This window comes from Solwaraspora sp. WMMD792 (assembly GCF_029626105.1).
Classification (GTDB): domain Bacteria; phylum Actinomycetota; class Actinomycetes; order Mycobacteriales; family Micromonosporaceae; genus Micromonospora_E.
Genome location: NZ_JARUBH010000009.1, coordinates 5,544,510 through 5,567,539 on the forward strand (window position 1 = coordinate 5,544,510; position 23,030 = coordinate 5,567,539).

A 23,030-nucleotide genomic window follows, 5' to 3' on the forward strand; every position below is an offset into this window, starting at 1 on the left:
AACTCAGCCACCGAGCATTCCATGCAGCGTCGGCTCGTCCGGCAACTCGAAGCCCAACTCGCTGCGGGCCACCTGCTCCGCCTCCGCCCGGTTCACCGGCCAGCGACCCCCTGCGTGGGCCGGTGCCGAAACCGTGCCGGCGCCGGGCGCAGCAGAACCGTTGTCCCAGGCTATCGAGCGCGGCCCGTCCGGTCCCACCTCGACGGCCAGCAACTGGGCCAGCTCACCGGCGGTGCCCCGGTCCGCGTAGTAGACGAAGTAGGCGCCGCCCCGCTCAGTCACCGTCCGGCCCGGCCCGGCAGCGGTCAGCGCGTTTGTCGCCACGCCCGCCGACGCGCCGACGCGAACTTCCGCCGTCGACCCGCCTGCCCGGCTGGTCTGCTTCGCGACGGGCGGCACCGGTGGGAGCGGCGGCACCACCGGCGCGCGATCCAGGTGCGCGTAGTCCCTACTCATCAGGTCGAGAAATGCCCGCACCGGGATCGGGTGCGGATGGCCATGATTCCAGGGATTGCGCAGCCAGATGTGCCCGTCCCGTGCCGCCACCACCTCGTACGCGTGTCCCGCGTGCAGTCCGTACGGCGGCGCTCCATTCGGCAGATGCTGATAGCGGTCCGGTGGCATGGTGCTGACGATCACCGGAATCCGCCGCGCCAACAACTGGGCCAGCGTCGCCTCGACCGTAGGCTCGCTGCCCGGGTGCGTGGGAAACCGGTCGGCGCGGGCCGGCTCGCCGGTGAGCTGGGTCAGCACCTCCGCCCACAGATCGGAAGTGCTGCCCGGGTTCATCCGGGCGTAACCGCGCGGCGCGGCCTGGTTCTGGTCTGACCAGCCCTGCCAGCTCTGCCACTGCTGCTGCCAGGCGACCTGCCGGGACTCGGTCCAGGTCCGGTCGACCGCCGCCAGCGCCTTCTCGAGCATGCTCGCCCATGCCGATCCGACCTGCGCCTGGTCGGCGTAGGCGGCCTGCCCCGGCATGATGGCGTGCACCGGGACGTCCGGAGTCACCGTGATCCGCAGTCGTCGGCCGGTCGGAGTGGTCCGGTCGCCAGGGAGGCTGCTTTCGTGCAGCAGGACGTCGACCGTGCCGTCCGGGTTGGGACGGAACAAATTACCGATCGTCTGCGGGCTGTGCCCGGCGACCGCGCCGATCGAGGCGAGCATGCCGCAGTCACCGAGAGCTCCCTGCGCGACCTGCTCCCGCCTGGGCAGCCCATTCCACAGGGGCGCTGCGGCACCCGAGTTCGGATCCACCGGACGGCCGTACTCCGGTGCCACCTCCCCGGGATCCGGCTCCGGCAGGGTGAGGTGGTCGGCGTACACGTGGATCTCGGTCGGGCCGACGGCGAGCGGTGCTGCTTCCGGCGCTTGCTCGACCGGCGCGCTCGGCGCCAGGTTGAGGATCGCCCGGGTCAGAGCGTCCGAGACCAGCACCATGGTGCGGGTCTGCGCCAGGTAGTGGAAGCTGTGGCTGCCGAGCAGCTGGGTGATCGCCGGGCTCGACCCGTACGTCGCGGTGATCGTCGCGTATGCCCGGCGGACGTCCTCGGCCAGCAGCGCCCGCCGGCCGGCGTCGGTCGCCAGGTCGAAACCCGGGTGTACGCCGCCAACGTCGACATGCGGCGCGTTCGCCAACACGTACGGGCCGATGTCGACCTGGCCGGTCAGGTCGACGTACACCCCGTCTCGGGCGATCCGCGCGGCCAGCTCCGGATCGACGGCCTGCAGTTGGGCGAGCTGATCGGCGCGCAGCCCGATCACCTGACCGGCGGAGGCCGGCAGCGTCGGCAGGCTCCGTTGGCCCTGCTCGGCGTCAACGGCGAGCCGGTGCAACTGCTCGGTGAGCTGCGGCGCGTACGGAACGTACCCGTTGTGGACCAGCCGGGCCCGGTAGTCGCGCTGCTGGGCGCGTTGCGGCTCGGTCAGCGTGGCCGGGTCCGCGCCGAGCACCGCCAGTACGGTCTCCGGGGCGAGCGCCGGTGAGGTGAGCCGCAGCAGCAGGTTCGCCAGGTCGGGCGGCAGCTGCGCCCACCGCGCGTACGCCTGCGGGGTGCCGCCGGTCAAGCCGAGCTGGTCGACGAGTACGCCGATCTCGGCGCGCAGCGCCAGCCGGGTCGGTGGGTCGGCGGCGGTGTAGCGGGCCGCCAGCGCCCGGATCCGGGTCAGCCGGGGATCGGCTGGTCCACCGTCCCGACTCGCGGCCAGATCTGGTGCCCGCTGATCCGGCCCTGCCGCCTCGCCGCCGCGTACTGCTTCATGACCACCGGTATCGGCAGGCTGCTGTGCACCGTCACCGTCCCCGACTGGTCGATGATGTAGCAGCCCATCCCGACGTGCGCCCCCGTCGCCCGCTGTTCGGTCGACGGTGTCTCCTTCGCCAGCCAGCCGAACTCGAACGGATGCAGCTCGATCGGATTCGCCGTCCCGACCAGCCGTTCGATCAGTTGCTGCGCTTCGTCCTCCGTCATCGCGCGGCACCTCCCCTGAGGGTACTGTCATCGACCATAGAGTGTGAGTCATCTCGACGTACTCCGGCGGCGGCTCGGTCCACACCGTCCCCTGCTGCGGGTCCCACCATATGGGCCCATCGGCATCCGCCGGGTGAACCACCACGAATGCATGCGCATCGTGCATGACGACGTTTCCGTCTTTGTCGACGGCCGGTTGTCCGGTCAGTCGGTCCAGCTTGAGCCATTCCGCTACCACCAGGGCTGCTGACCCCGGCCCACCAACTGTCAGCTGATCATGCAGTTCTTCGTACTGCCGGCCGACCCTCTCGGCCCGTTCCGCAGGTGTACCAGGCATATCAGCTGGCTGAGATGCCCACTGGCCGCCCAACCAGGCTTCTGCCCGATCGATGCCGTTCGCCTCCCCACTCGCCCAGTCCGTTCGACCGTCCGGAAGCGGGTCCGGCCAGCGCGGCAGCGCAACCTGCGGCTGGCCGTAGAAGCTGGCCAGCGCGGCCAGGGATGCATCCAGGCAGTTGTTACCCCGACCTGGCTGCGACGGCCCGCCGTCATTGATCAGCCTCCCGTACGGGTGGACGGCCGGATCCGAGCCGACCTGGTAGCCGTCAGGCGCAGTGAGGCTGTGCTCCAGTTCTGACTGGTAGCGAGGGTCTTCCAGCGGAGAGAGTCCCTGCGGACCAATCAGCCGAGTGCCCGGTAGCGGCAGTAACGCTGGTGGCGTCGCTACGCTGCGGTCATGTCCGACGCCAGCGACGGCCGGCGAGCCGTCAGCGACGCCTTGTACGCCGCCATCCTCGCCGACCCCGACGACATGGACCTGCGGCTGCGCTACGCCGACGCCATCGAACCCACCGACCCCGACCATGCCGAGCTCATCCGACTGCAGATCGAGTACGACCGGGCCAAGATCGCCGGTACCCCGATCGCGCCCGAGCTGTCCCGGCGAATGCATGGACTCGCCGTCACGCTCGAGCCGCGGCTCTGCGCGGGGATCGCCGGGCTCGTCGACGATTGCGGGGTACGCCGTGGCTTCGCCGAGCTGATCGAGTTGCCCGGTGCCGACTTCCTCGACCGGGGCCCGGGCATCTACCGCCGGGTTCCGGTCCGCCACGTCCTGCTCACCGACGTCAGTCCGGACCTGGTCGGTGAGATCGCCGCGAGCCCCATGCTGGCCCGGCTCACCAGCCTCGGACTCGACAACAACCCGATCGGCGACGACGGGCTGCGCACCCTGCTGGCCTCGCCGCACCTGCGGCGGCTCCGCTGGCTGGGGCTGGTCAACTGCGGTATTACCCCGGTCGGTGCCGACCTGTTCGCCGAACTCGCCCCCCGAGTCCTGCCCGACCTGCGATTTGTCTCCTTCGCGCGCAACCGCGCCAAACTCGTTCCCTACGGTGCCGGCTTCGACGCCGTCGGCGGGCAGGATCCGATCGACGTCTACGTCCCGGAGATCGCCGAGCGGATCACCACCATGCACGGGCCGCTGCCCTGGCTCGACCCCGCCATCGCCTGGCGGGGGGGATTCGTCGACTTCGGGGAGGTGTGACGGGGGCGGTGCCGAGCTCCGGTTGGCCTCGGCGATCCGTTGGGCATGGAACCGGATACTTGGCGGAATGTTGCGTGAGTCGTCGGGCAGCGCCGCCGCCTGATCCGACAACCGGTCCTGCAGGTAGTCGCTGAACCGGCCGAGCGAGGGCCCGAGTTGCCGCGCCACCGCCGCCGCCCCGAGGATCCGCAACTGCCCGGACCGATCGGTCAGCCCGATGACGTCCGGTGTCGACCGGTCGAGGGCCGGTGGCCCGTGCAGTGGACGCAGGCGCAGCGCGCAGGCGAGGGCGGCGACCCCGCCCGGGTATTCGGGGGCCTGGCCGATGGAGAGGACGACCCGGTCGTACTCCTGCCGGGTGCCGTCGCTGAACTCGACCAGGAACGTGCCGTCCACTGTGTGCCGGGTGGAGACGATCTCGCGCAGCGACTGGCTGATCCGGCTGTCGGTGGCGGCCACGTCGTACGCGCCGACGTCGGGCAACGTGTTGCGGCGGTTGTAGCCGCCGGAAAAGCTGCGCTGAAATTGCAGCTCGGCATCCCGGGCCGGGTCACCGGTGCGGTCCGCCGGCGGCAGTCCGACCGCGCGGGCCGACCAGTCGATGGTGGCCGCCGGTGACGCGGCGGCCTGCTCGATGTCCCAGGCGCCGGAGGCACCTGCACCGAACACCAGCACCCGGTCCCCCGGCTGGTACGCGTCGGCGAGGTTCTGCCCACCGAAGTCGACCCGGGGACGTGCCGACTGGGGAGCGGTGAACCGGCCATCGGCGTCGAAGCCGAGCCGCTGCGCGACGTCGACAGGCAGCGCCGCCGGGTCGGCCGGGGAGCCGTCCGGCGCGTGCACCTGTCCGGTCCCGGCGTCGACGGCGTACCCGCTGTCCGGATCGACCAGCACCGGATCGGTGAGCCGGCCGGCGGTGTCAGCCAGCAGCGGCAGGTCGGCGCGGATGGTGTCGGTGCCGCCGAGCACGGTACGGACCGGGGTGGGCAGCGTCGCCGGGTCGACGGCCGCCCCGGTCGGGTCCCGGAACACCGGCACCGGGCCGGACCGGTCGACCTGGTAGCCGGTCGCCGGGTCGACGTACCGGCCGGTTGTCGACGCCGGCGCGGCCGGCACCCGCGCCGGACCGGGACCGGCGGCGATGTCCACGGTGGTCGCGTAGAAACTCCGCTCGCCGACCGTGACCCGGTAGTTGGCGTCGGCCGGCCACCCAGCGGCGTCGTCGGCGCTGTTCGGGCGGGGCAGGATCGCGGTCGCGGTGCCCTGGTAGCTGGGCATCCCGGTGTACGCGCGGGCCGCGCCGACCGCTGCCGCGAAGTCGCTGGCGAGGGCAAACTGGGTGCCTTCGTCGGCGAAGTCCACCGGCTGGAACGGCAGACCGGGGATCTCCAACTCGGTGGGGACCTGCCCCATCAGCAGCTGCTGCCGGTCGGCCCATGGGTCGTGGCCCTGCGACACGGCCAGCACCGGCGGCAGGCCGTCGCCGGTGTCCGGCGGCGCGTCGAGGGTGGCGAAGTCGGCCATGGCGGCCCAGCCGCCGCCGATGACCAGCCGGTCGAAGACGTGCTGCGGGTCGGCGTCGAGTGCGGCGTCGACCCGGTCGGTCAACGCCAGGTCCGCCTGGTCGCGGGCGGCGGTCGCCTGCGCGGCCCACTGCCGGGCCGCCGCCCGTACGTCGGCCTGCACGACCCGGATCTCGTCGGCCAGGCCGGGTCGGTCGCGGGCGGCCGCGAGCAGCCCGGCGAGATCCGCGAAGGCCGGCCCCAACTGGGTACGGACGGCAGCGAACCGGGCGTCGGTGGCGGCCGACCCGACCACCGGCACGTTCGGCACCAGGCTGTGCACCCGGTGCCCCGGGTACGGCTCCAACAGCCCACTGCTGATCAGCAGGCCGACCGCTTCGGCGTGCAACTGGGCCACCTGGGCAGGGTCGGCGTGCCGGCCGGTGCCCGCCTGCGCCAACTGGTCGGCGACGGTACGCAGCTCGGCCAGCCGGCCGATGTCCCGCGCGGTCAGGTGACGCTGCCCGTCACCTTCGGGCCGGGACCCTTCGGCGAGCGCGGTCGTCGCATCGGTACGCAGCCCGTCGGCCCGCTCCTGCGCGATGGCGTCAACTTCGGCCAGTGCGGCGGCGACCGCCCGCCGGACATGGTCGGCGGAGGCCCGGTCGGACACCCGTACGGTCGCCCCGTCGGCGTGCGTCGCGATTGTGGCGACGGGTGCCATCGTCGTACCGGGCGGCAGCGAGGTCACGGCTAGGGTGACGGTCACCGGCCCGGCCGAGGTGTCGAGGGTGACCGTGCCGGCGTCCGGGTCGGCGACCGCACCGGCCGGCAGCAGTCCAGTGTCGAGCGCGTCGCGTACTGCCGCAGCGACCGCGACCGGGTCGGCGTCGTGCAGCGCACCGCCGAAGGTCGTCCCGGCGGCGGCGCTGACCAGTCCGTCCGGCACGGTGCTGAGCGACCCGTCCGGCACGGCGCTGAGCGACCCGTCCGGCCCGGCAGTGGCTAGTGGTTCGGCTCCGGCTCGTCCGTCAGCGGCCACACCTGGCGGCCGGTCGTCCGGCCCGCCCGGCGGGCCGCCGCGTACTCCTGCATGATGATCGACGGCGGCATGCTCCGGTGGGCCGTCACCGTCCCGTCGTGGTCTATCACCCAGTTCCCCTGGCCCAGACCCAGCCCCTGGGTGCGTTCCGTCTCCGAGAGGATCTCCCTCGCCACCCAGCCGAACTCGAACTCGTGCAGCGCTATCCGGTTCGGCGTCCCGACCAGCCGCTGGATCAGCTCCTGCGCGTCGTCCCGAGTCACTTCCGATCCCTCCCCGTGCCGTCGGCGGGTCCATCGACCACAACGTGTGCGTCGCCGCCAGGTACTCGGCGGGCGGCTGCGTCGCGGTTCCGCCGTACTGCGGATCCCACCACACCGGCCCGTCGGCCCCGTACGGGTAGACGATCAGGAACGCGTGCGAGCCCGCCGCCTGCGCGTTTCCGTCGGCGTCCAGGTGCAGCCGTCCGGTGTCCTGGTCGAAGCTCAGCCAATCGGCGACGACCAGGGCTGCACTACCTGGGCCGGCCGCCGCCACCCGCTGCTGCAACTGCGCGTACTGCTCGGCGACCACCGCCACCCGGTCCGCCGGTGCCCCCGGCATGTCCACCGGCGGACCGACCCACTCCCCGCCCAACCACTCCTCGGCCCGGCTGATCCCGTCGGCCTCACCCGTGACCCGGTCGATCGTCCCGTCGCCCGCCCGGTCCGGCCAGCGCGGCAACGACACCATCGGCCGGCCCAGAAACGTCGACAACCCCGCCAACGAACAATCCATACAATTGTTGCCCCGACCCGACCGCCCCGGACCACCATCATTCACCAACCCACCAAACGGATGCGACGACGGATCCGCACCCACCACAAACCCACCACCCGACCACAACACCGCCTCAAGATCAGCCTGAAAACCCACATCCTCCAACGGCGCCAAATTCAACGGACCAACCGGACGCGGACCCGACAATCCATCGGCGTCGGCGACTGCACCGGGGGTTCCGTCAGTTACTCCGGCGCCTCCGTCAGCTACTCCGTTTCCGGCGAGTCCGTCTCCGGCCACACCTGCCGACCCGAGATCCGCCCCTCCCGACGCTCCGCCGCGTACCGGCCGATCGTCACCGGTACCGGCAGACTGCCGTGCACCGTCACCGTCCCGTCCCGGTCGATGATGTAGCTCCCCAGGCCGACCCGCATCCCCGTGCCGCGTTCCTGCGGACTCAGGATCTCCTGCGCCAGCCAGCCGAACTCGAACTCGTGCAGAGCCATCCGGTTCGGCGTCCCGACCAGCCGCTGGATCAGCTCCTGCGCTTCGTCCCGAGTCACTGTTGGTCCCTCCACCTGCTGCCGGCGCGTCCATCGACCACAACGCGTGGGTGGCGGCGACGATGTGTGTCGGCGGCACCGGCCACGTCTGGCCGTCCTGCGGATCCCACCACACCGGCCTGTCGGCACCGTACGGGTAGACGATCAGGAAGGCGTGCGAGCCGTCGGCCAGGGCGTTGCCGTCGGCGTCGACCTGCACCTGACCGGTACGCTCGTCCACACTGAGCCAGTCGGCGACAACCAGGGCGGCACTACCCGGCCCGGCCGCCGCCACCCGATCCTGCAACTGCGCGTACTGCCGGGCGACCGCCACCGCCCGCTTCTGCGGCACACCGGGCATGTCAGCCGGCGGACCGACCCACTCCCCGCCCAACCACTCCTCGGCGCGGTCGACACCAGCCGCCTCGCCGGTCTGCCGGTCGACGGCGCCGTCCGGCAGGATGTCCGGCCAGCGTGGTAGCGACACCATCGGCCGACCCAGAAACGTCGACAACCCCGCCAACGAACAATCCATACAATTGTTGCCCCGACCCGACCGCCCCGGACCACCATCATTCACCAACCCACCAAACGGATGCGACGACGGATCCGCACCCACCACAAACCCACCACCCGACCACAACACCGCCTCAAGATCAGCCTGAAAACCCACATCCTCCAACGGCGCCAAATTCAACGGACCAACCGGCCGCGAGCCGGCCAGCGGCGCATCGCCGCCCGCCACGGGTACGGCCCGGTCGGCTACTCCGGTGGCGGGCCCGGCTCCGGCCACACCTGCCGACCCGAGATCCGGCCCTGCCGACGCTCCGCCGCGTACTCCTCGACCACCACCGTCGCCGGCAGGCTCGGCTGGGCGGTCACCACGCCCGTCAGGTCCACGATGAAGCTCCCCTGACCGATGTGCATCCCGGCTTGCCGTTCCTGGGTCGACAACTCCTCCCGGACCAGCCAGCCGAACTCGAACGGATACATCTCGATCGGGTTCCTGCTGCCCAACAGTCTGCTGATCAGTGCTCTGGCCTCGTCCTCGGTCATCGACTACCCCTCCCTGCTCCGGCGACGTCATCGACTCACCTGCGGCATTCGCCGACGCCAGGCTCGTTGACCCGGTATCGCGGCCCTGACCGGACACCGGCCGGGTGTCGGTCAGGTCGGGTTGGCCTCCTGGCAGATCCGGGTCAACTCCGCCTCGCTCGGCAACGGCACCGCCGTGAAGTGATGCGTCACCGACTCCGCCATCACCCGATCGACGAGCCTGGTCTGCTCCAGGTCCGGCGTCGAATAGAGAAACGCCGCTGCTACGTCCGGACGGAAGTTCCACCTCTGCGTCGGGCGATCCCAGATCACGGCCTGCACCGGTCCGCGCTCCTGAGCCAGCGCGAGCACGTTCGCCGGAGTCCCATCCAGCTCCCCTGGCGGGTACATCAGATAGTAGATGAATGTCATAGTCAGCCGAGACCCTCCCTTGCGCTATCTGATCGGCAAGTCCCACGAAGTCCACCTGATCGAGACCGAGACGGCCAGCAAACTCCGAAAACGTGATTCCTTGCTCATTCAACCATATCGCGAAATCACTGGCAACGTTGCGCCGCCTAGAATCACTTATCCATTTTGCAAATCCATTTTGGATCGAATTTCCGTAAGTTTGAGAAATCAGTTCCAGGCCGACCGGAAGTTGCGACGACAGCCCAGTCGATTTGTTCATTATTAAAATATTTAGAAACGCTTCAACCCTGCTCTCGGATGACCGAAAAGGATCTCGGACGACCTCGTACCAACCGTGGGTTTGCTTACCAACTAGCCAGCTTCGCTTCGTCGGAAACTGGATCTCGAATACGCGACCACTGGGAGATACAAGAACAGTGTTCAGCCCATAGAACCTGTTCCCCGGACTCCAATAGGACTTGACCTGTTGAACCTCATATCCCCGACCAACCAGGCCATCCAACGTCTCATTGACCGCCGAGCCATAATGTCGCTCTGGCGCCAGGAGCGAAAATCGAACTAGATCACCGACCTTGCCGAGCGCCCCTTGTAGATCAAGCCCGATAGGCTCAAATTCTACCTTGAACTTCCGCGCCAATGACTCAGCATGCTTTACCCGATTCTCGAGACCTACTGGCGTAAGCATCTCCGGCCCGACGAGTCCAATCTCCGCGCCGGCCTCGGCAGCCGCCTCAACAAGGTCTGCGAGTACGATATCGGCGTCTTGGCGAGCAGCAAGCAGAGCCGTGGCCAGGAGCTCCCGGTCGCTAGCCGAAAGGCTGTCCAGGTAGGGGATCGGCTCTAAATTCCCGACTGAATCGGACGAAGGGTCGCTTGCGACGAGAGAAGCCGTCAGGTCCCGCTGGCCTCCTGGCAGATCCGGGTCAACTCCGTTTCGCTCGGCAACGGGACCGTCGTGAAGTGATGCGTCACCGACTCCGCCGTCGCCCGGTCCACTCCTCGAAAGTTGTTGCGCTCCTGGTTCACGAACAGCACTGCTATCGCGACGTCCGGCTGGCAACTCCACTTGGCGGTCTGTCGATCCCAGGTCACCGCCATCGTCGGGCCCGGATGGTTCGCTAGGGCGATCACGTTCGCCGGGTGGTCCGACGGACGTGTCGGGTGGTACAGCAGGAAGTACTGGAACTCCAAGTCCGCCACCCACATCACCTCTCCGGTCCAGCCCGAATCCGGGCACGTCAGTGTAATCAAGTCCCCGAGCCGTAAGCACGTCGACGAGAGTCTGTTGAGTTGTAGTGAGCCACTCGCCATAGCCCTGCCGAACAGTGTTGTCCGGAGCCGTACCTGAGTCGAGCTTGCCTAGCCACGCCGCAAGTCCATTGAACTGCGCCGGCCCGAACCGGTCTGCCAGAACATCGAGGCCACCGGGTAGCCCGTCGGCCAGTCCGGCCGCCTTGTTCAGCGCGAGAATGTCGAGGAAAGCGTTGACGCGATCAGCCGAATGAGAGTCCCTGTCCCGCAGCACCTCATACAATCCGTGAGTCGCTTTTCCGACTCGCCAGCTCGCCTCGGTCGGAAACTGAATCTCGTACAGCTGACCCTCAGATGATCGAAGAGTGACGTTGAGGCCGTAGAATCTGTTGCCGAGATGCCAGAAGACCTTGCCGGTCACCACTTGATGATGAGCCGACTCAAGGCCGCTGAGGACACGGTCGACCGCGGTACCGTAGGCGGGCCCAGCGGGGCTCTGCACGGAGAAGCGGACGACGTCGTTGATCACGGCGAGCGCGGCTGGTATGTCATCGCCAACAGGGCGGTGCTCTGTCACGAACTTTCTGGCCAGCGACTCCGGATCCTTGACCCGATACTCGGTCCCGAGCAGCCTGAGTTCCTGCACACCGGTCAGGTCACCCATCATTCGTAGCCCGACGAGGACGTCGTCCAGCGTTGCCTGGATCGCCTGCGCGCTCTCCCCCGCAGCCGCCACGCCATGCTCCAGCCCCTGCCGCTCGGCGTCGGACAGCCGATCGAGATAGCTCGTCGTATCCGCAGCAGGGCCGCTAGTTATCGGCTGGCCTCCTGGCAGATCCGGGTCAGCTCCGGCTCGCTCGGCAACGGGACCGTCGTGAAGTGGTGCGTCACCGACTCCGCCGTCGCCCGGTCCGCTGCCCGTACGCTGTGGCGCTCCGGGTCGGCGTACAGGATCGACGCCGCCACGTCCGGTCGGAAGCCCCACCTCGACGTCGGACGGTCCCAGATCACCGCCTGGGTCGGCCCGGTGCCGGCCGCCACCGCTATCACGTTGACCGGCGGCTGGGTCTGGTCGTCCGTCCGATACAGCAGGTGGTAGCGGAAGGTCAGGGTCGGCATCTGTGCTTCCTATCGCATCGGGATCGAATCCGGGCAGGTCGGATGGGTCCAATCCTCGCGCAGCCAACTCCTGCCGGAAGCTGCGACTCGGGTCGGCGGCCAGCCAGTCGACGTAGTCCTGCCGCAGGCCGGCCTGGTCCTGCTTGCCGATCCACTTGGCGAAGCTGGTGTCCTTCGGGGGGCCGTACCGCTCGGTCAGCACCGGCATGCCACCCGGCATCCGGCCGGCGATGTCGTGCGCCTTGTTGACGGCGAGGATGTCGAGGAAGGCGTGCATCCGGTCGGCCGGGGTCCGCGCCGGGTCACGCATCACTTCGTACGGGCCGTGGGTCTGCTTGCCGATCGCCCAGCTGGTGGCGGTGGGGAACTGCACCTCGTATGTCCGGCCGGTGGGCGTGACGAGGGTGCAGTTCAGCCCGAAGAACCGGTTACCGGTGTGCCAGAAGCTTTTGACGTCGGTCACCTGGTGGCCGCTGGCGGTCAGCGCGTCGAGCACTCCCGCGACCGCCGGCCCGTACGCGTCGGTCTCCGGTGCCCGTACGGAGAACCGCACCACGTCGTTGATCTCGGCGAGCGCCTCCGGGAGGGAATAGCCCTTCGGCTCGAAGTCGGTGCTGAACTTGCGGGCCAGCGACTCGGCCCCTTTGACCCGGTACTCGCTGCCCAGCGGGGTCAGCGCGTCGGTGCCAGCCAGGCCAAGGTCGTTGTTGAGCCGGTCGCCGATCGCCCCCAGTTCGGCAAGGATCGTGTCGGCATCGACCTGGGCGGCGGCCAGCTCGGCGAGCAGCGTGGCCCGGTCGGGTTCGGTCAACGCATCCAGGTACGCCGCTTCACTGGTCGCCCCGGTCGTCGACACCGCAGTCGTCTGCGGGCCGTCGGCCGGCATCGGATTGCCGTCGGCGTCGAGGACGATCGACCAGACCCCGTCGACCTCGCTGCCGTAGATCGGCGCGGTGTCGGAGACCTGCCGGCTCTGCGCGTCAATCCAGATGATCTGTCCGTCGTGGTTGACGGCGTTCCAGGTGTGTGCGCCGCCGCCGGCCGCAGCGGTCCAGCTGGTGATGATCAGTGCGGCGGATCCGGGGCCGGCACGCCGCAGCTGGTCGGCGACCACGTCCAAGCCGGCCGGCCCGCGGCCGGCAGGCGCGAAGGACGCGCCCAGCCACTGTTCCTGACGCCGGGTGCTGTCCGGCTCGGCGGTCACCGACGCACCGGTCGCCGCCGCGACCTGTGGGTCGCCGTACCAGGTGGCGAGGACGGACAGGCCGACGTCGGCGCAGTTGGTGCCGCGACCGGGGTTGGCCGGGCCGCCATCGTTGACCAGCTCCGGCCAGCGACCACCGCGCGGGTCGGGGTGTCGGGCCGGGCGGCCGTCCGGCCCGACCGGCACCTCGTCGGTCAACGCCTGCTGGTCGGCGGGGTCCGGCGGCACCAGACCCTGCCTGTCGCCGGTCGGTCTGGTCTCCGGCAGCGCCCGGCCGTCACCCAGCGCCCCGGAATCCGGCGGTACGGCCGGGCCGGGCATCCGTTCGGTGTCCACCACCGGGGTGACGCCGAGTATTTCCAACATCGGCCCGCACGACCGGCAGGGTGGTCGGTAGTCGCCGCGTTCGTACACCACGTCGACGTCCTGGGCGCGGCGGAACTGGTGGGTGACGATCCGCGCCCCGGCCAGCTCCGATCGGGCGTATGCGTCGAAATCGCCGATCCGGCCGGCATCCTGCCACTGCCGTTCCAACTGATAGACCACATCAGACACCAGGGCGACCTCGGCGCACCGCCCGTGCCCGCTGCCGACCCGGCTGACCTGCTGAGCGACCTCGGCGAGCACTGTCTCGACCAGCGGGTGCGGCGTCGGCTGGGTGGCCGGGTCGGTGCTCTGGTCGGCGGTCATGCTGCTGTGTGTGGTGAGCTGCCCGCTGCGGGTCATCAACGCGCCGACCACGCCCGGCCGTTTACCCATCGAGATCTGTTCGCCGGGAGTGGCCTGCTGCTGGTGCCGGGTCACCGCACCCGTAACGGCGTCGACCAGGGCCCGGGACGCGTCGATGAGCGCCTGGTCGGCGTCCGTGCTGTTCGGATCGCCGTCGAACTGGACCGGGTCCAGCTGCCAACTGTGCGTACCGGTGCCGGTAGGGCCGGCCGACCGCTGCAGGGTCTGCGGGTCGACGGTGGTGCCGGAGGATGGTTGCCGGGGCGCCGGGCCGGACGGCTGGTCCGGCCCGCCGGTGGTCGCGGCCGGCGGCGGCGCGGACGCCGGTGGACCGATCGGTGGCAGTACCGGCGGCGTCGGGCTGGTCGTCGTGGTCGGGCTGGTCGCGGCCGACGCCGGCCCCGTGGTGGTGGTCCCGGTCGGGGTGCCGACCGACTGGCCGGGCTGAGCCGGTACGGCCGGTGCGGCCGGTACGGCCGGTACGGCCGGTGCGGCCGGTGCGGCCGGTACGGCCGGTGCGGCGACAGCCGGCCCGAAGCTGACCGACCCGGCGGAGGGTCTGGCGGCAGGTCCGGCAACCGGTGCCGGTGGCCGGACCGGTGCCGAGGTGGTGCCGGTCGACGAGCTCTGGGGAGCAGCCGTGGTGTTGCCACCGGCGGTCGACGCCGCTGTTGCCTGGGCAGTCGTCTGGGCTCCGGTCTGGACCGGCCCGGGTGGCGACGTCGCAGCCGGTGCGGACGACGCAGCCGCTATGGAAGACGCAGCCGGTGTGGACGTCGAACCCGGTGTGGACGGGGAGCTCTGCGGGCCGGCGGCGGTCACGGCCGGAGCCGCCGCCTGCGCCGACGTACCGACCCCGGCCGGAGCACCGGCGGCGACCTGTACCGGCGGCCCGTCGTCCGCCCGAGTCGGCCCTACGCCGTCCGACGCCGTGACGTCCGGCGAGGTGATGTCCGGCGAGGCGGTGCTGGTCGACGGCGCGTTCGCCGGGGTGGCGGTGTCGCCCACGCCGACCACAGACGGCTGACCCGAGGTGACCACCGGTGGAGGCTCGGCACCAACAGTCGGCTTGATGCCGGGTTGGTCGACGACCGTCGGGGCCGCCTGGGTCGTCGGGGCCGCCTGGGTCGTCGGGGCGTCCTGCGTGGTCGGGGCCAGCGAGATGGAGCCGGCCCCGGAATCCGGTACGGTCTGCGGCGTCGGGTCAGCCGTGACCGGAGCCGGGACGGCGGTACCCGTACCGCTGGCCGGGTCGGACCCGGTCGCGGTAGCGGCGCCGGACCCGGTCGCCGGACCGGTCGCGGAACCGGACCCGGTCGCGGGACCGGACCCGCCGTCACCGGCCGGGCTGCCGCCGGCCTGGCTGTCGCCGAGCGCGCCAAGGTCGAGCCCGGCGGCGTCCACGCTCGTCAACGGAGCAATGCCGGCCAGGTCGACGGTGCCGGGCACGCCGGTCGGCGGCGCGACACCACCCAGCCGGTTGGCCCAGCCGGCGGCCGCGCTGCCGGCGGACGACGCCGCCATGGTGGCACCGCCCCGACCGGCACCGCTGGTGAATCCACCGAGCGCCCCCTGCCAGCCGGGGTTGGTCCACTGCTGGTTGACGGCGAGGTTCGCGGCAACGCTGGCCGCCGGGGAGATCACCGCGTTCTGCATGCCGGCGGTGACCGACCGGCCGCCCCAGCGGACGATGCCAGCGCCCCGGAAGTTCATTGCCGGCGGCCGGAACGACACCGGCACCCGGGGCGCGACCGTGTTACGCAGCAGCCGGTTGCCGCCGAAGCCGAGCATGCCGCCGAACGCGCCGCCGACCCCGGCGGTGAGGGTCCGCCGGCCGTCCCAGTTGTCGCGGTTGCCCTGGGCGACCTGGAACGCCTGGGCGCCGATGTCGATGATCAGCTCTTCGCCGATCTCCTGAGCCAGCTCGATGCCCAGCTGGGTGCCGAGCCGCTGGGCGCCGGCGCGAGTGATGTGTGTGGTGGCGATCCGGGCCGAGCTCTGCAACGCTGCCCGCATCCCGGCCTGGGTGAGCATCCGGCGCCCGAGCTGGGCCAGCAACCGACGGAACGCGACGGTGACCGCCTGCCGGCCGGCGGCGAGAATGCCGGGGATGGCACCGGCGGAGACGCCGCCCAGCCAGGCCATCAGCAACGCCACGAACACCGCGATCACCGTGATGGCCACCGCGATGAGGATCGTCAGCTTCGCGTACTCGATCTCGGTGGCCGCGGTGTCACAGCCGTTCGCGAAGGCGGCGGCGGCCTTCTGCAGGACCGGCAGCCCGGTGTTGGGGCCGACCCCGACCTGCTGCCAGAAGTTGGCGAACTCGGCGCCCGCGTCGCCGCCCCAGCTTTCGATGACCCGCAGCGCGGCCGGATCGGCGTCGGCCAGTGCGACCCGTACCACCTCAGCGAGCTCACGCCAGGCGGCGGCGAGCTCGCGCATCTGGTCCTCGTCACCGGTCGGCCACGCCTCGCCGGCGCTCACCCAGGTGATGGCGTCCCAGACCCACCCGTACTCGCCGAACCACTCCCGGGGATTGATGATCGCCACGTCGTTTGGCCCTCCGACAGCGACCGGGCTACCTGCCGCCGCCGAAGCTGTCGCCGACCGCGCCGTCGTCGTCGACCGTGCCGTCGACCGAGGAGACGATCCGGAGCCCGGTGTCCTCGAACGCGGCGATGAGATCGTCACCGGCGTCCAGGGTCACCTTCGCCGGGGCCTCGTCACCGCCGTCCAGGTAGTGCTCGTTGAACGTCCGGCCGGCCTCGTCGTCGCCCCACGGTCGGGCCTCGTTGAGCGCCCGGATGGTGCCGGTGACGCGGGACCACTCGGCGGCCAGTGTCTCGGCCGCCGCGCCGAGCGCGTTGCCGGCCGGACGGGCCAGATCCGGGTTGAGGAAGGTGTGCTGCGGCTCGGTCATTTCCGGTCACCCCCGGGCAGGTCGGTGTCGAGCTGGCGGAAGATGCCTTCGAGGTCGAAGTCCATGTGTGCCTGGAACTGCGCGTCGGGCACCAGCGGCCGGCAGATCTGCTCCACTTCGGCCATCGCCTGGGCGGTGGCGGCCCGGATGGTCTCGGTGACCGTGGTGGACAGCTGCGCGGCGTTCGGCCGGCGGTAGATCCGCGGGTCGAGCTCCACCTTGGTGACCTGTCCTCTCGGCCCGACCGTCACGGTGACGAGCCCGTCGTCGGAGGTGACGGTGGCCGACACCGCCCGCAGTTGCTGTTGCAGGTCACCGACGCCGGACCGCATCCGGTCGAACTGTGCCATCAACTCGTCGGCACGGGCACGCAGTCCGTGCACGTCCATCGTGTCCCTCCCCGTCGCCGCGTCACACCGGGCGCTGCCGGGCACCGACGGTGAGGCGTCATGACGACGATACTGAATGTGTGCCAGCCGCACGAGCCCGCTGGTCGCCGCCGCTGGATAGGATGCCGGGCGGTACGGGAGGTCTGGAGGTCAGCTGATGCGGTCACCGACCCTGCTGCTGGGCGTACTGCTGACCGTCGCGCCGAGCGTGCTGCCGGTTGTCGCGGCGGCGCCGGCGGCTGCCGCCCCGGGCAGTTGCCGCAGCCCGGCCGACCCCGGCCCGGTGATCCCTCAGATCTCCTGGCATCAGCGCTGGTTGGCGCCCGAGCGCAGCTGGCCGGTGACCGACGGGTCGGGGGTACGGGTCGCGGTGATCGACTCCGGTGTCGACGACGACCATCCGCAACTGTCCGGTCAGGTGGCCGTCGGCGCCGACCTGACCGGCGTCGAGGCCAGCGGCACGGTGGACTGCGCCTCGCACGGCACCGCCGTGGCCAGCCTGATCGCCGCCACCAGGGTGGACGGCGTCGGCTTCCACGGCATCGCCCCAGGGGTGACGATCGTTCCGATCCGGGTCACCGAGCGGATCCAGGCGCGGCAGGACGGCTCCGCCTCACCGGCGGAGCGGCTGGCCGAGGCGATCGACCTCGCGGTGGCCAGCGACGCGAAGGTGATCAACATGTCGCTGATCATGTACCGCGCGGACCCGGCGGTACGGGCCGCGGTCGAGCGCGCCGTCCGGGCCGACGTGGTGCTGGTGGCCGCAGCCGGCAACAGCCACCAGCAGGGCGCGTCGCCGGATCCGACGCCGTACCCGGCGGCGTTCGACGGGGTGATCGGCGTCGGGGCGATCGACGAGAACGGCGTACGGCTGGCGGACTCCCAGGTCGGTGACTATGTGGACCTGGTGGCTCCGGGTGGGGCGGTGGTGGCGGCGACCCGGGTGTCCGGGCACCAGGTGGTCGCCGGCACCAGCTACGCCGCCCCGGTGGTGAGCGCGACAGCGGCGCTGCTGCGGGCCGCCGAGCCGGATCTGTCGGCGGCCGACGTGGCCCGGCGGCTGACCGCGACTGCGGATCCGGCACCCGGCGGCCGGTCTGACGGCTACGGCCACGGGGTGGTGAACCCGTACCGGGCGGTGACCGAGCGGTTGACGGCGGGCGAGCCGGTCGCCGCGCCGGCGCTGCCGACGGTCGCGCCGGATGCCGCCGCGGTCCAGCGGGTGGCCCGCTGGCAGCGGCTGACCCGGACCGCCGTGACGGTGGCCGCCGGTACGGCGTTGCTGATCCTGCTGGTCGCGGTGACCGTGGCGGCACTGCCGGGTGGCCGACGCCGCCGCTGGCAGCCGACCCGGCGGATGGTCGACCGCAGCGGCGCGGCGTCACAAGGCGGTACGCCCGCAGGCGGTGTAACCGCTACCGGCCTACCCGGTGCCGGCGGGACTGGTGCCGGCAGCCACCCGGCGGGCACCGATCCGCAGGAGGCGTACTTCGTGGTGCCTGGACCGGCTGTGCGGTGACGCCGTCGGTCACTCGAACTTGGCCCGGTTGGCCGCCTCGCGTGCCTGCATCCGTACGGCCGCTTCGCGCAGCGCCTTCTCGATCCGGTTGAGCAGGTCCTTGAGGTCGTTGGCGGCAGACTCCCACTCCGCCTGCCGGGTCAGGTACGCGGTCTGCGCGTCACCCTCCCAGGTTGCCACCAGCGGCTGGATGCCGGTCTTGAGGCCGTCGAGCTCTTGAATCATGTTCTTGGCCGCGGTGCCGCAATTGTCGGCGGCGTAGTTCAGCGCGGCGAAATCGTAGCGGATGTCCATCTCGATCCCTCCGGTCAGAGCTTCAGCGCCGCAGTGATCTGGCCGGCGGTCGCCCCCGCCGAATCCATCTCGGATTTGATCTCTTCGTCGCTGACTTCGTAGTCCTTACCGGCCGAACCGACCGCCTCGGCGATCGACCGCAACGCCAGGTTCAGCCGCGCCATGTCCTCGTCGAACGCCTGACGCACCTGCTGGAACGAGCCGGCACCGATACCCTTCCACTGGTCGTAGAGCGGCATGAGCTGGTCCATCAACTGGTTCAGGTTGCCGGTCAGCCGGTTCGCGACGTCATCGACGTCCTTCTCGGTCTGAACCATCAGCCCGGTATTGGTGTTCATCCCGGTCATGGTGGTCTTCACCCCGTCCTCTGGTGGGATGCCCCGCAATCCGAGGGGCGGTGCCGCATGGTGCGCCGACGCACCATCTGTCATCGGAAACGGTAGTTCCTTGTGTCCAGTGGCGCCAGACCGATACCGATCGACCGACGCCACCTGGCCGACGTTCGCTGATCCACAATAGTCGTTCAGGCTGGTCGTCGGGCTGCCGCCGGGTCCAGCGCCGGCCCGCCCGGCAGCCGTACCACCAGGCTGGCGGGTAGCCGCACCGGCTCCACCTCGCGGTAGCCGAGCATCGCGGCGACCGCCCGGTCCGCCAGCGGATAGCGGATGCCAAGGTCGGTCACCAGGGTCAGGGTGCCGGCCGGGGCGTCCGGCGCGGGCATCGACTCGACCAACGCGCCGTGGCCGGGCTCGATCACCACCCGGTCCGCCAGCGGTACGCCGTCGGCGGTGCGTGCCGGGGTGACGATCGCCTGTGTGGGCGGCTCGACCTGCGCGTCGACCAGCACCTGCGGCTGGTGGCTGCCGGGCGGATAGCCGGCGCAGACGCTCTGCCGGCCATCGGTCAGCCGCAGGATGTCCGGTCGGCGCTGCGGCGACCGGGCACCGGTCTCCCCGGACTCGGCCGCCCGGGGCGCGCCGACAACGGTGGCGGCGGCGACCGGCAGCGCGGTCGGCGGTTCACCGCCGTACGCGTCCCGGGTGCCCGGATCGGCGAGCAGTACCTCGGCCTGCAACTCGGTCAGCGGTGCCAGCCGGTCCCGTTCGGCAAGGTAGTACTGCCGGTCGCCGGTCTGGTTCTCGACCACGTAGATCGAGCCGGTGACCGCGTCCGGCAGTGCGGTCGACGGCTCGCCCCGGCCGGGCACCGGTCGGCTGCCGATCGGCTCCCCGGCCGGCAACGCGTTCAGCCAGGCCCCGCCGACCAGCACGACCGGCTCGGAGCGCAGCGCCAGACCTTCCAGGACGATGTCCTCGTCGACCAGCTCGTGTCGCTGATCCCGCCAGATCAGCTGCAGGTGCCCGGTGTCGGCGTCGCGGACCAGCAGCGCGCCGTCGCCGGTGGGCCGGCCACCGACCGGCGGCCGGCCGACGGTCAGCACCGTGGTGGCCACCAGCTCACCGGACTCGTCCCGGGCGGCCTGGGAGCACAGTGTCCAGCCTCCGGTCAGGATTCGCTTCGCGTCGGGCAGCGCGTCCGGTGCGTCCAGGATGCCGATCCGAGGGCCACGGGGCGTACCGGCCAGGGAGTTGCGTGACACGTCGGTCACCGGGGCGAAGGACTCCAGCGCCAGCAACGCCGATGCGTAGTTGACCACCGGGTGCAGGTGACCCTCGCGGTACAGGTACCGGGTGCCGGTCTCCTTCTCCAGGATCACCGAGGCGCCGTCCTGCCAGCTGGTCGATCCACCGGGGACGATGAAGCCGAAGACGCCGACCGCGCCGAGGCACAGCACCGCCACCATGATCCCGCCGAGGCCCGCGCCGCCAAGCCGTTGAAACGGTGCGACCGCCGGATCCGGGTCCCTGGCCACCAGCGCGGACGTCATCCGCTGGACGAAGAACTGGTACGACTGGACCTGGTCGCGCCGCGACGGCATGCCTGGCTTCCTTCCACCCGTCAGCGCCGCGCGGCTGCACCACCACGCGGCGTGCTGCCTACCATAGGGTCCGGTGACGACGGCGTACCGTGGGGTCTCGCCCGCAGCTCGGAAGGGATCATCGATGCTCGGTCGCGACGAGGCGCTGGACCTGGCCCGCCAATGGGCGACCGAGCACGGTGCCGATGCCGGCACCGACGAGCGGATCGGCCTGCACGAGTTCGAGTACGGATACGTCGCCTGGCTGATCCCCACCGACGACGCGGGAAGTCGGACGGCCGGGCCACCGTCCGCCGGACCGCCGGACGAGGCACCGTCCCCGGCCGGGTCGCCGACCGGTTCCGGGTCGCCGCGGATCGTGATCGACGGGGAGTCCGGCGAGGTCAGCCAGTGGCCGCCGGTCCCGGTGACGGTCGTCGCCGAGCGGTACGCCGCCGCCCGGGCCGCCGACCGCCGGTTCCCGCCGGACGTACGGCCGGTGCTGGAAGCCGCCGGCTGGTTCCCCGGCCGGGACGTCTCCGCGATGGTCGACCAGTGGGCCGGCCGGTGGGCGGCAGAACTCGACGGGCTGGTCATGACGCCGGTCGCCCGCGCGGCGCTGACCGAGTTCGGCGGGCTGACCATCGCCCAGTTCGGCTCGGACGGCACCGCCGACGCCGGCTTCCCGACCTTCGTCCACCCGGTACGCAGCGGCCTGGTCACCGAGGAGGCCCGGGTCTTCGTCGACGAGTACGACCATCCGGTGTTCCCGCTCGGCGGCAACTCTGACGGCCCCGCCGAGCTGGTCGTCGACGCCGCCGGCCGGGTCCTGCTGCTGCACTGGGCCGGCTACCAGTACGTCGCCGACGACGTCGACACGGCGCTAATCCGGCTGGTCCGGGGCGGCCCATTCCCACCGCTGCGCCCGGAGCAGCTCGCAGCCGGAGTCAGCCGTTGATCGCCCGCATGAAGCCGTACAGGCCGAGCACGGCGCAGGCCACCGGCACCACCGCCAGCTGCAGCACCACGTCCAGCCCGTCGCCGAGCCGGGCCAACCGGGGCGTCGGCGGACGTCGGCTGTAGACCATCCCGGCCGCCAGCACCAGCGCCACCACCAGCAGCACCACGGGCAGCAGGGCCAGCCGGGTACCGGCCGCCATCCCACCCGTACCGATCAGGGTCAGCAGACCGACGCCGACCAGGCCGCCGGCCAGCAGCGGCACCCGGTGCCGGATGGTCGAGACCAGCCGGGCCCGCAGCAGCAGACCGGCCGTCACCACCGCGACCAGCAGCACCGCGCCGACCGTCGCCGAGAAGGTCAGCACCGCCGACCCGGCGGCAGCCACCACGGCCGTACCGAACATCAGGCCGGTCAGCACCTCGTCGGCGCGGGCCGTCGCCCGGTAGATCTCCGCCCGGTCCGGCTGCGGGTCGTCGCGGACCAGGTCCTCGGCGGTACGCGGCAGCGCCGGCATCGGCAGCTTGCCGGCCCGGACCGAGATCAGCGGCAACGCCGGCAGCAGCAGGGTCACCGCGGCCACCAGGACCGCCGCGGCGCGCGGCCCGTCCAGTGGCCCGACGGCCAGCACCGCCCCGGTCGTCCCGCTGACCCCGGTGAAGATCGCCGCCACGAAGACCCGGCCGGCGTCCCCGACGCCCAGCATGCCGAGCACCCCGGTCAGGGTCAGCACCGCCGAGCCGACCAGCAGGTGCGGTGCCCCCAGTTCGGTGACCGGTTCGCCGCCGGCCAGCGCCACCGCGCCGCCGACGAAGGCGTACGGCAGGGCCAGGGCGGCGAGCACCGCGCCGGCCAGCGAGTCGGCCATCGCCCGGGACAGCAGCACGCCGACCGCGACGAGGACGGCTGCGGTGCCGAGCAGGGCCGCCCCGGCGGCCACCCCGGTGCCACCGGCGGTCACCACCGCGACCAGGGCGAGCAGCAGCAGAACGGCCCCGGTCAGCAGCCCGGTCAGCCGGGTGGCGGCCGGCGTCCAGGGCAGCCCGCGTCGGCGGGCACCGGCGGCGATCGCCTCCATCAGATCGTCGTAGGCCAGCTCCGGCCACTCGGTGCGGCGGGGCAGCAGATGCAGCGTCTCACCGTCGCGGACCTGCTGCGCGGCGAGCGTACGGTTGAGGTCCAGGGTGGATCCGTTGGTACGCCGCAGCGCCCAGCCGCCGTCGGCCGTACCGTCGGAGGGGTCTTCGTCGGCCTGCCGCAGCACCGCCGGGAGCAGCCCGACCAACGGCAGGTGTTCCGGCAGGGCGAGGTCGATGCGTCGGGTCGGCGCCACGACGGCGATCCGGGCGAGTCCGGTTCCGGCCTGGGTGACCACTGCTGACTCCTCATCAAGCCGCGCG

General features: G+C 71.2%; 9 protein-coding genes. 2 read left to right on the plus strand and 7 right to left on the minus strand.

All coding sequences use genetic code 11. From position 1 onward, the window contains the following. Window positions 1-3: 3 nt before the first annotated feature. The 3 genes from O7629_RS25850 to O7629_RS25860 are packed head-to-tail and all read right to left on the minus strand — an operon-like array spanning window position 4 to window position 16,941. Window positions 4-16,182, minus strand: coding sequence for a toxin glutamine deamidase domain-containing protein (locus O7629_RS25850; RefSeq protein WP_278172400.1), 16,179 nt, complete (start codon window positions 16,180-16,182; stop codon window positions 4-6). Window positions 16,183-16,210: 28 nt separating this feature from the next. Next, on the minus strand, window positions 16,211-16,552 hold the full coding sequence (locus O7629_RS25855) for a hypothetical protein (RefSeq protein ID WP_278172401.1): 342 nt from the start codon (window positions 16,550-16,552) through the stop codon (window positions 16,211-16,213). Continuing rightward, window positions 16,549-16,941: a YbaB/EbfC family nucleoid-associated protein gene (locus O7629_RS25860; RefSeq protein ID WP_278172402.1), complete on the minus strand. Its 393-nt coding sequence runs from the start codon at window positions 16,939-16,941 to the stop codon at window positions 16,549-16,551. Before O7629_RS25860 ends, O7629_RS25855 begins: the two co-directional genes overlap by 4 nt. Window positions 16,942-17,098: 157 nt before the next feature. On the opposite strand from O7629_RS25860, the gene mycP reads away from it, so the two are divergent. After that, a complete protein-coding gene (gene mycP, locus O7629_RS25865; protein WP_278172403.1) occupies window positions 17,099-18,460 on the plus strand; it encodes a type VII secretion-associated serine protease mycosin in 1,362 nt (453 codons plus the stop codon). A 9-nt stretch (window positions 18,461-18,469) separates the two neighbouring features. Here the strand turns inward: mycP and O7629_RS25870 are convergent, their stop codons facing one another. The 3 genes from O7629_RS25870 to eccB form a co-directional block, all read right to left on the minus strand. Then, entirely contained in the window at window positions 18,470-18,754 is a 285-nt protein-coding gene (locus tag O7629_RS25870) for a WXG100 family type VII secretion target (protein ID WP_278172405.1), read from the minus strand. Window positions 18,755-18,768: 14 nt separating this feature from the next. Next, the gene (locus O7629_RS25875) at window positions 18,769-19,101 is read right to left on the minus strand and encodes a WXG100 family type VII secretion target (protein WP_278174686.1); all 333 of its coding nucleotides are present in this window, start codon (window positions 19,099-19,101) and stop codon (window positions 18,769-18,771) included. Window positions 19,102-19,277: 176 nt separating this feature from the next. Next, on the minus strand, window positions 19,278-20,693 hold the full coding sequence (gene eccB / locus O7629_RS25880; protein ID WP_278172407.1) for a type VII secretion protein EccB: 1,416 nt from the start codon (window positions 20,691-20,693) through the stop codon (window positions 19,278-19,280). 124 nt (window positions 20,694-20,817) lie between these two features. Between eccB and O7629_RS25885 the strand changes: the two genes are divergently transcribed. Further along, a complete protein-coding gene (locus O7629_RS25885) occupies window positions 20,818-21,630 on the plus strand; it encodes an SUKH-3 domain-containing protein (RefSeq protein WP_278172409.1) in 813 nt (270 codons plus the stop codon). Here O7629_RS25885 and eccD read toward each other — a convergent pair. After that, window positions 21,620-23,005 carry a type VII secretion integral membrane protein EccD gene (eccD, locus tag O7629_RS25890; protein WP_278172411.1) on the minus strand — a complete coding sequence of 462 codons (1,386 nt, stop codon included), beginning with the start codon at window positions 23,003-23,005 and terminating at the stop codon, window positions 21,620-21,622. The two genes, O7629_RS25885 and eccD, sit on opposite strands and share 11 nt — an antisense overlap. Window positions 23,006-23,030 lie beyond the last annotated feature (25 nt).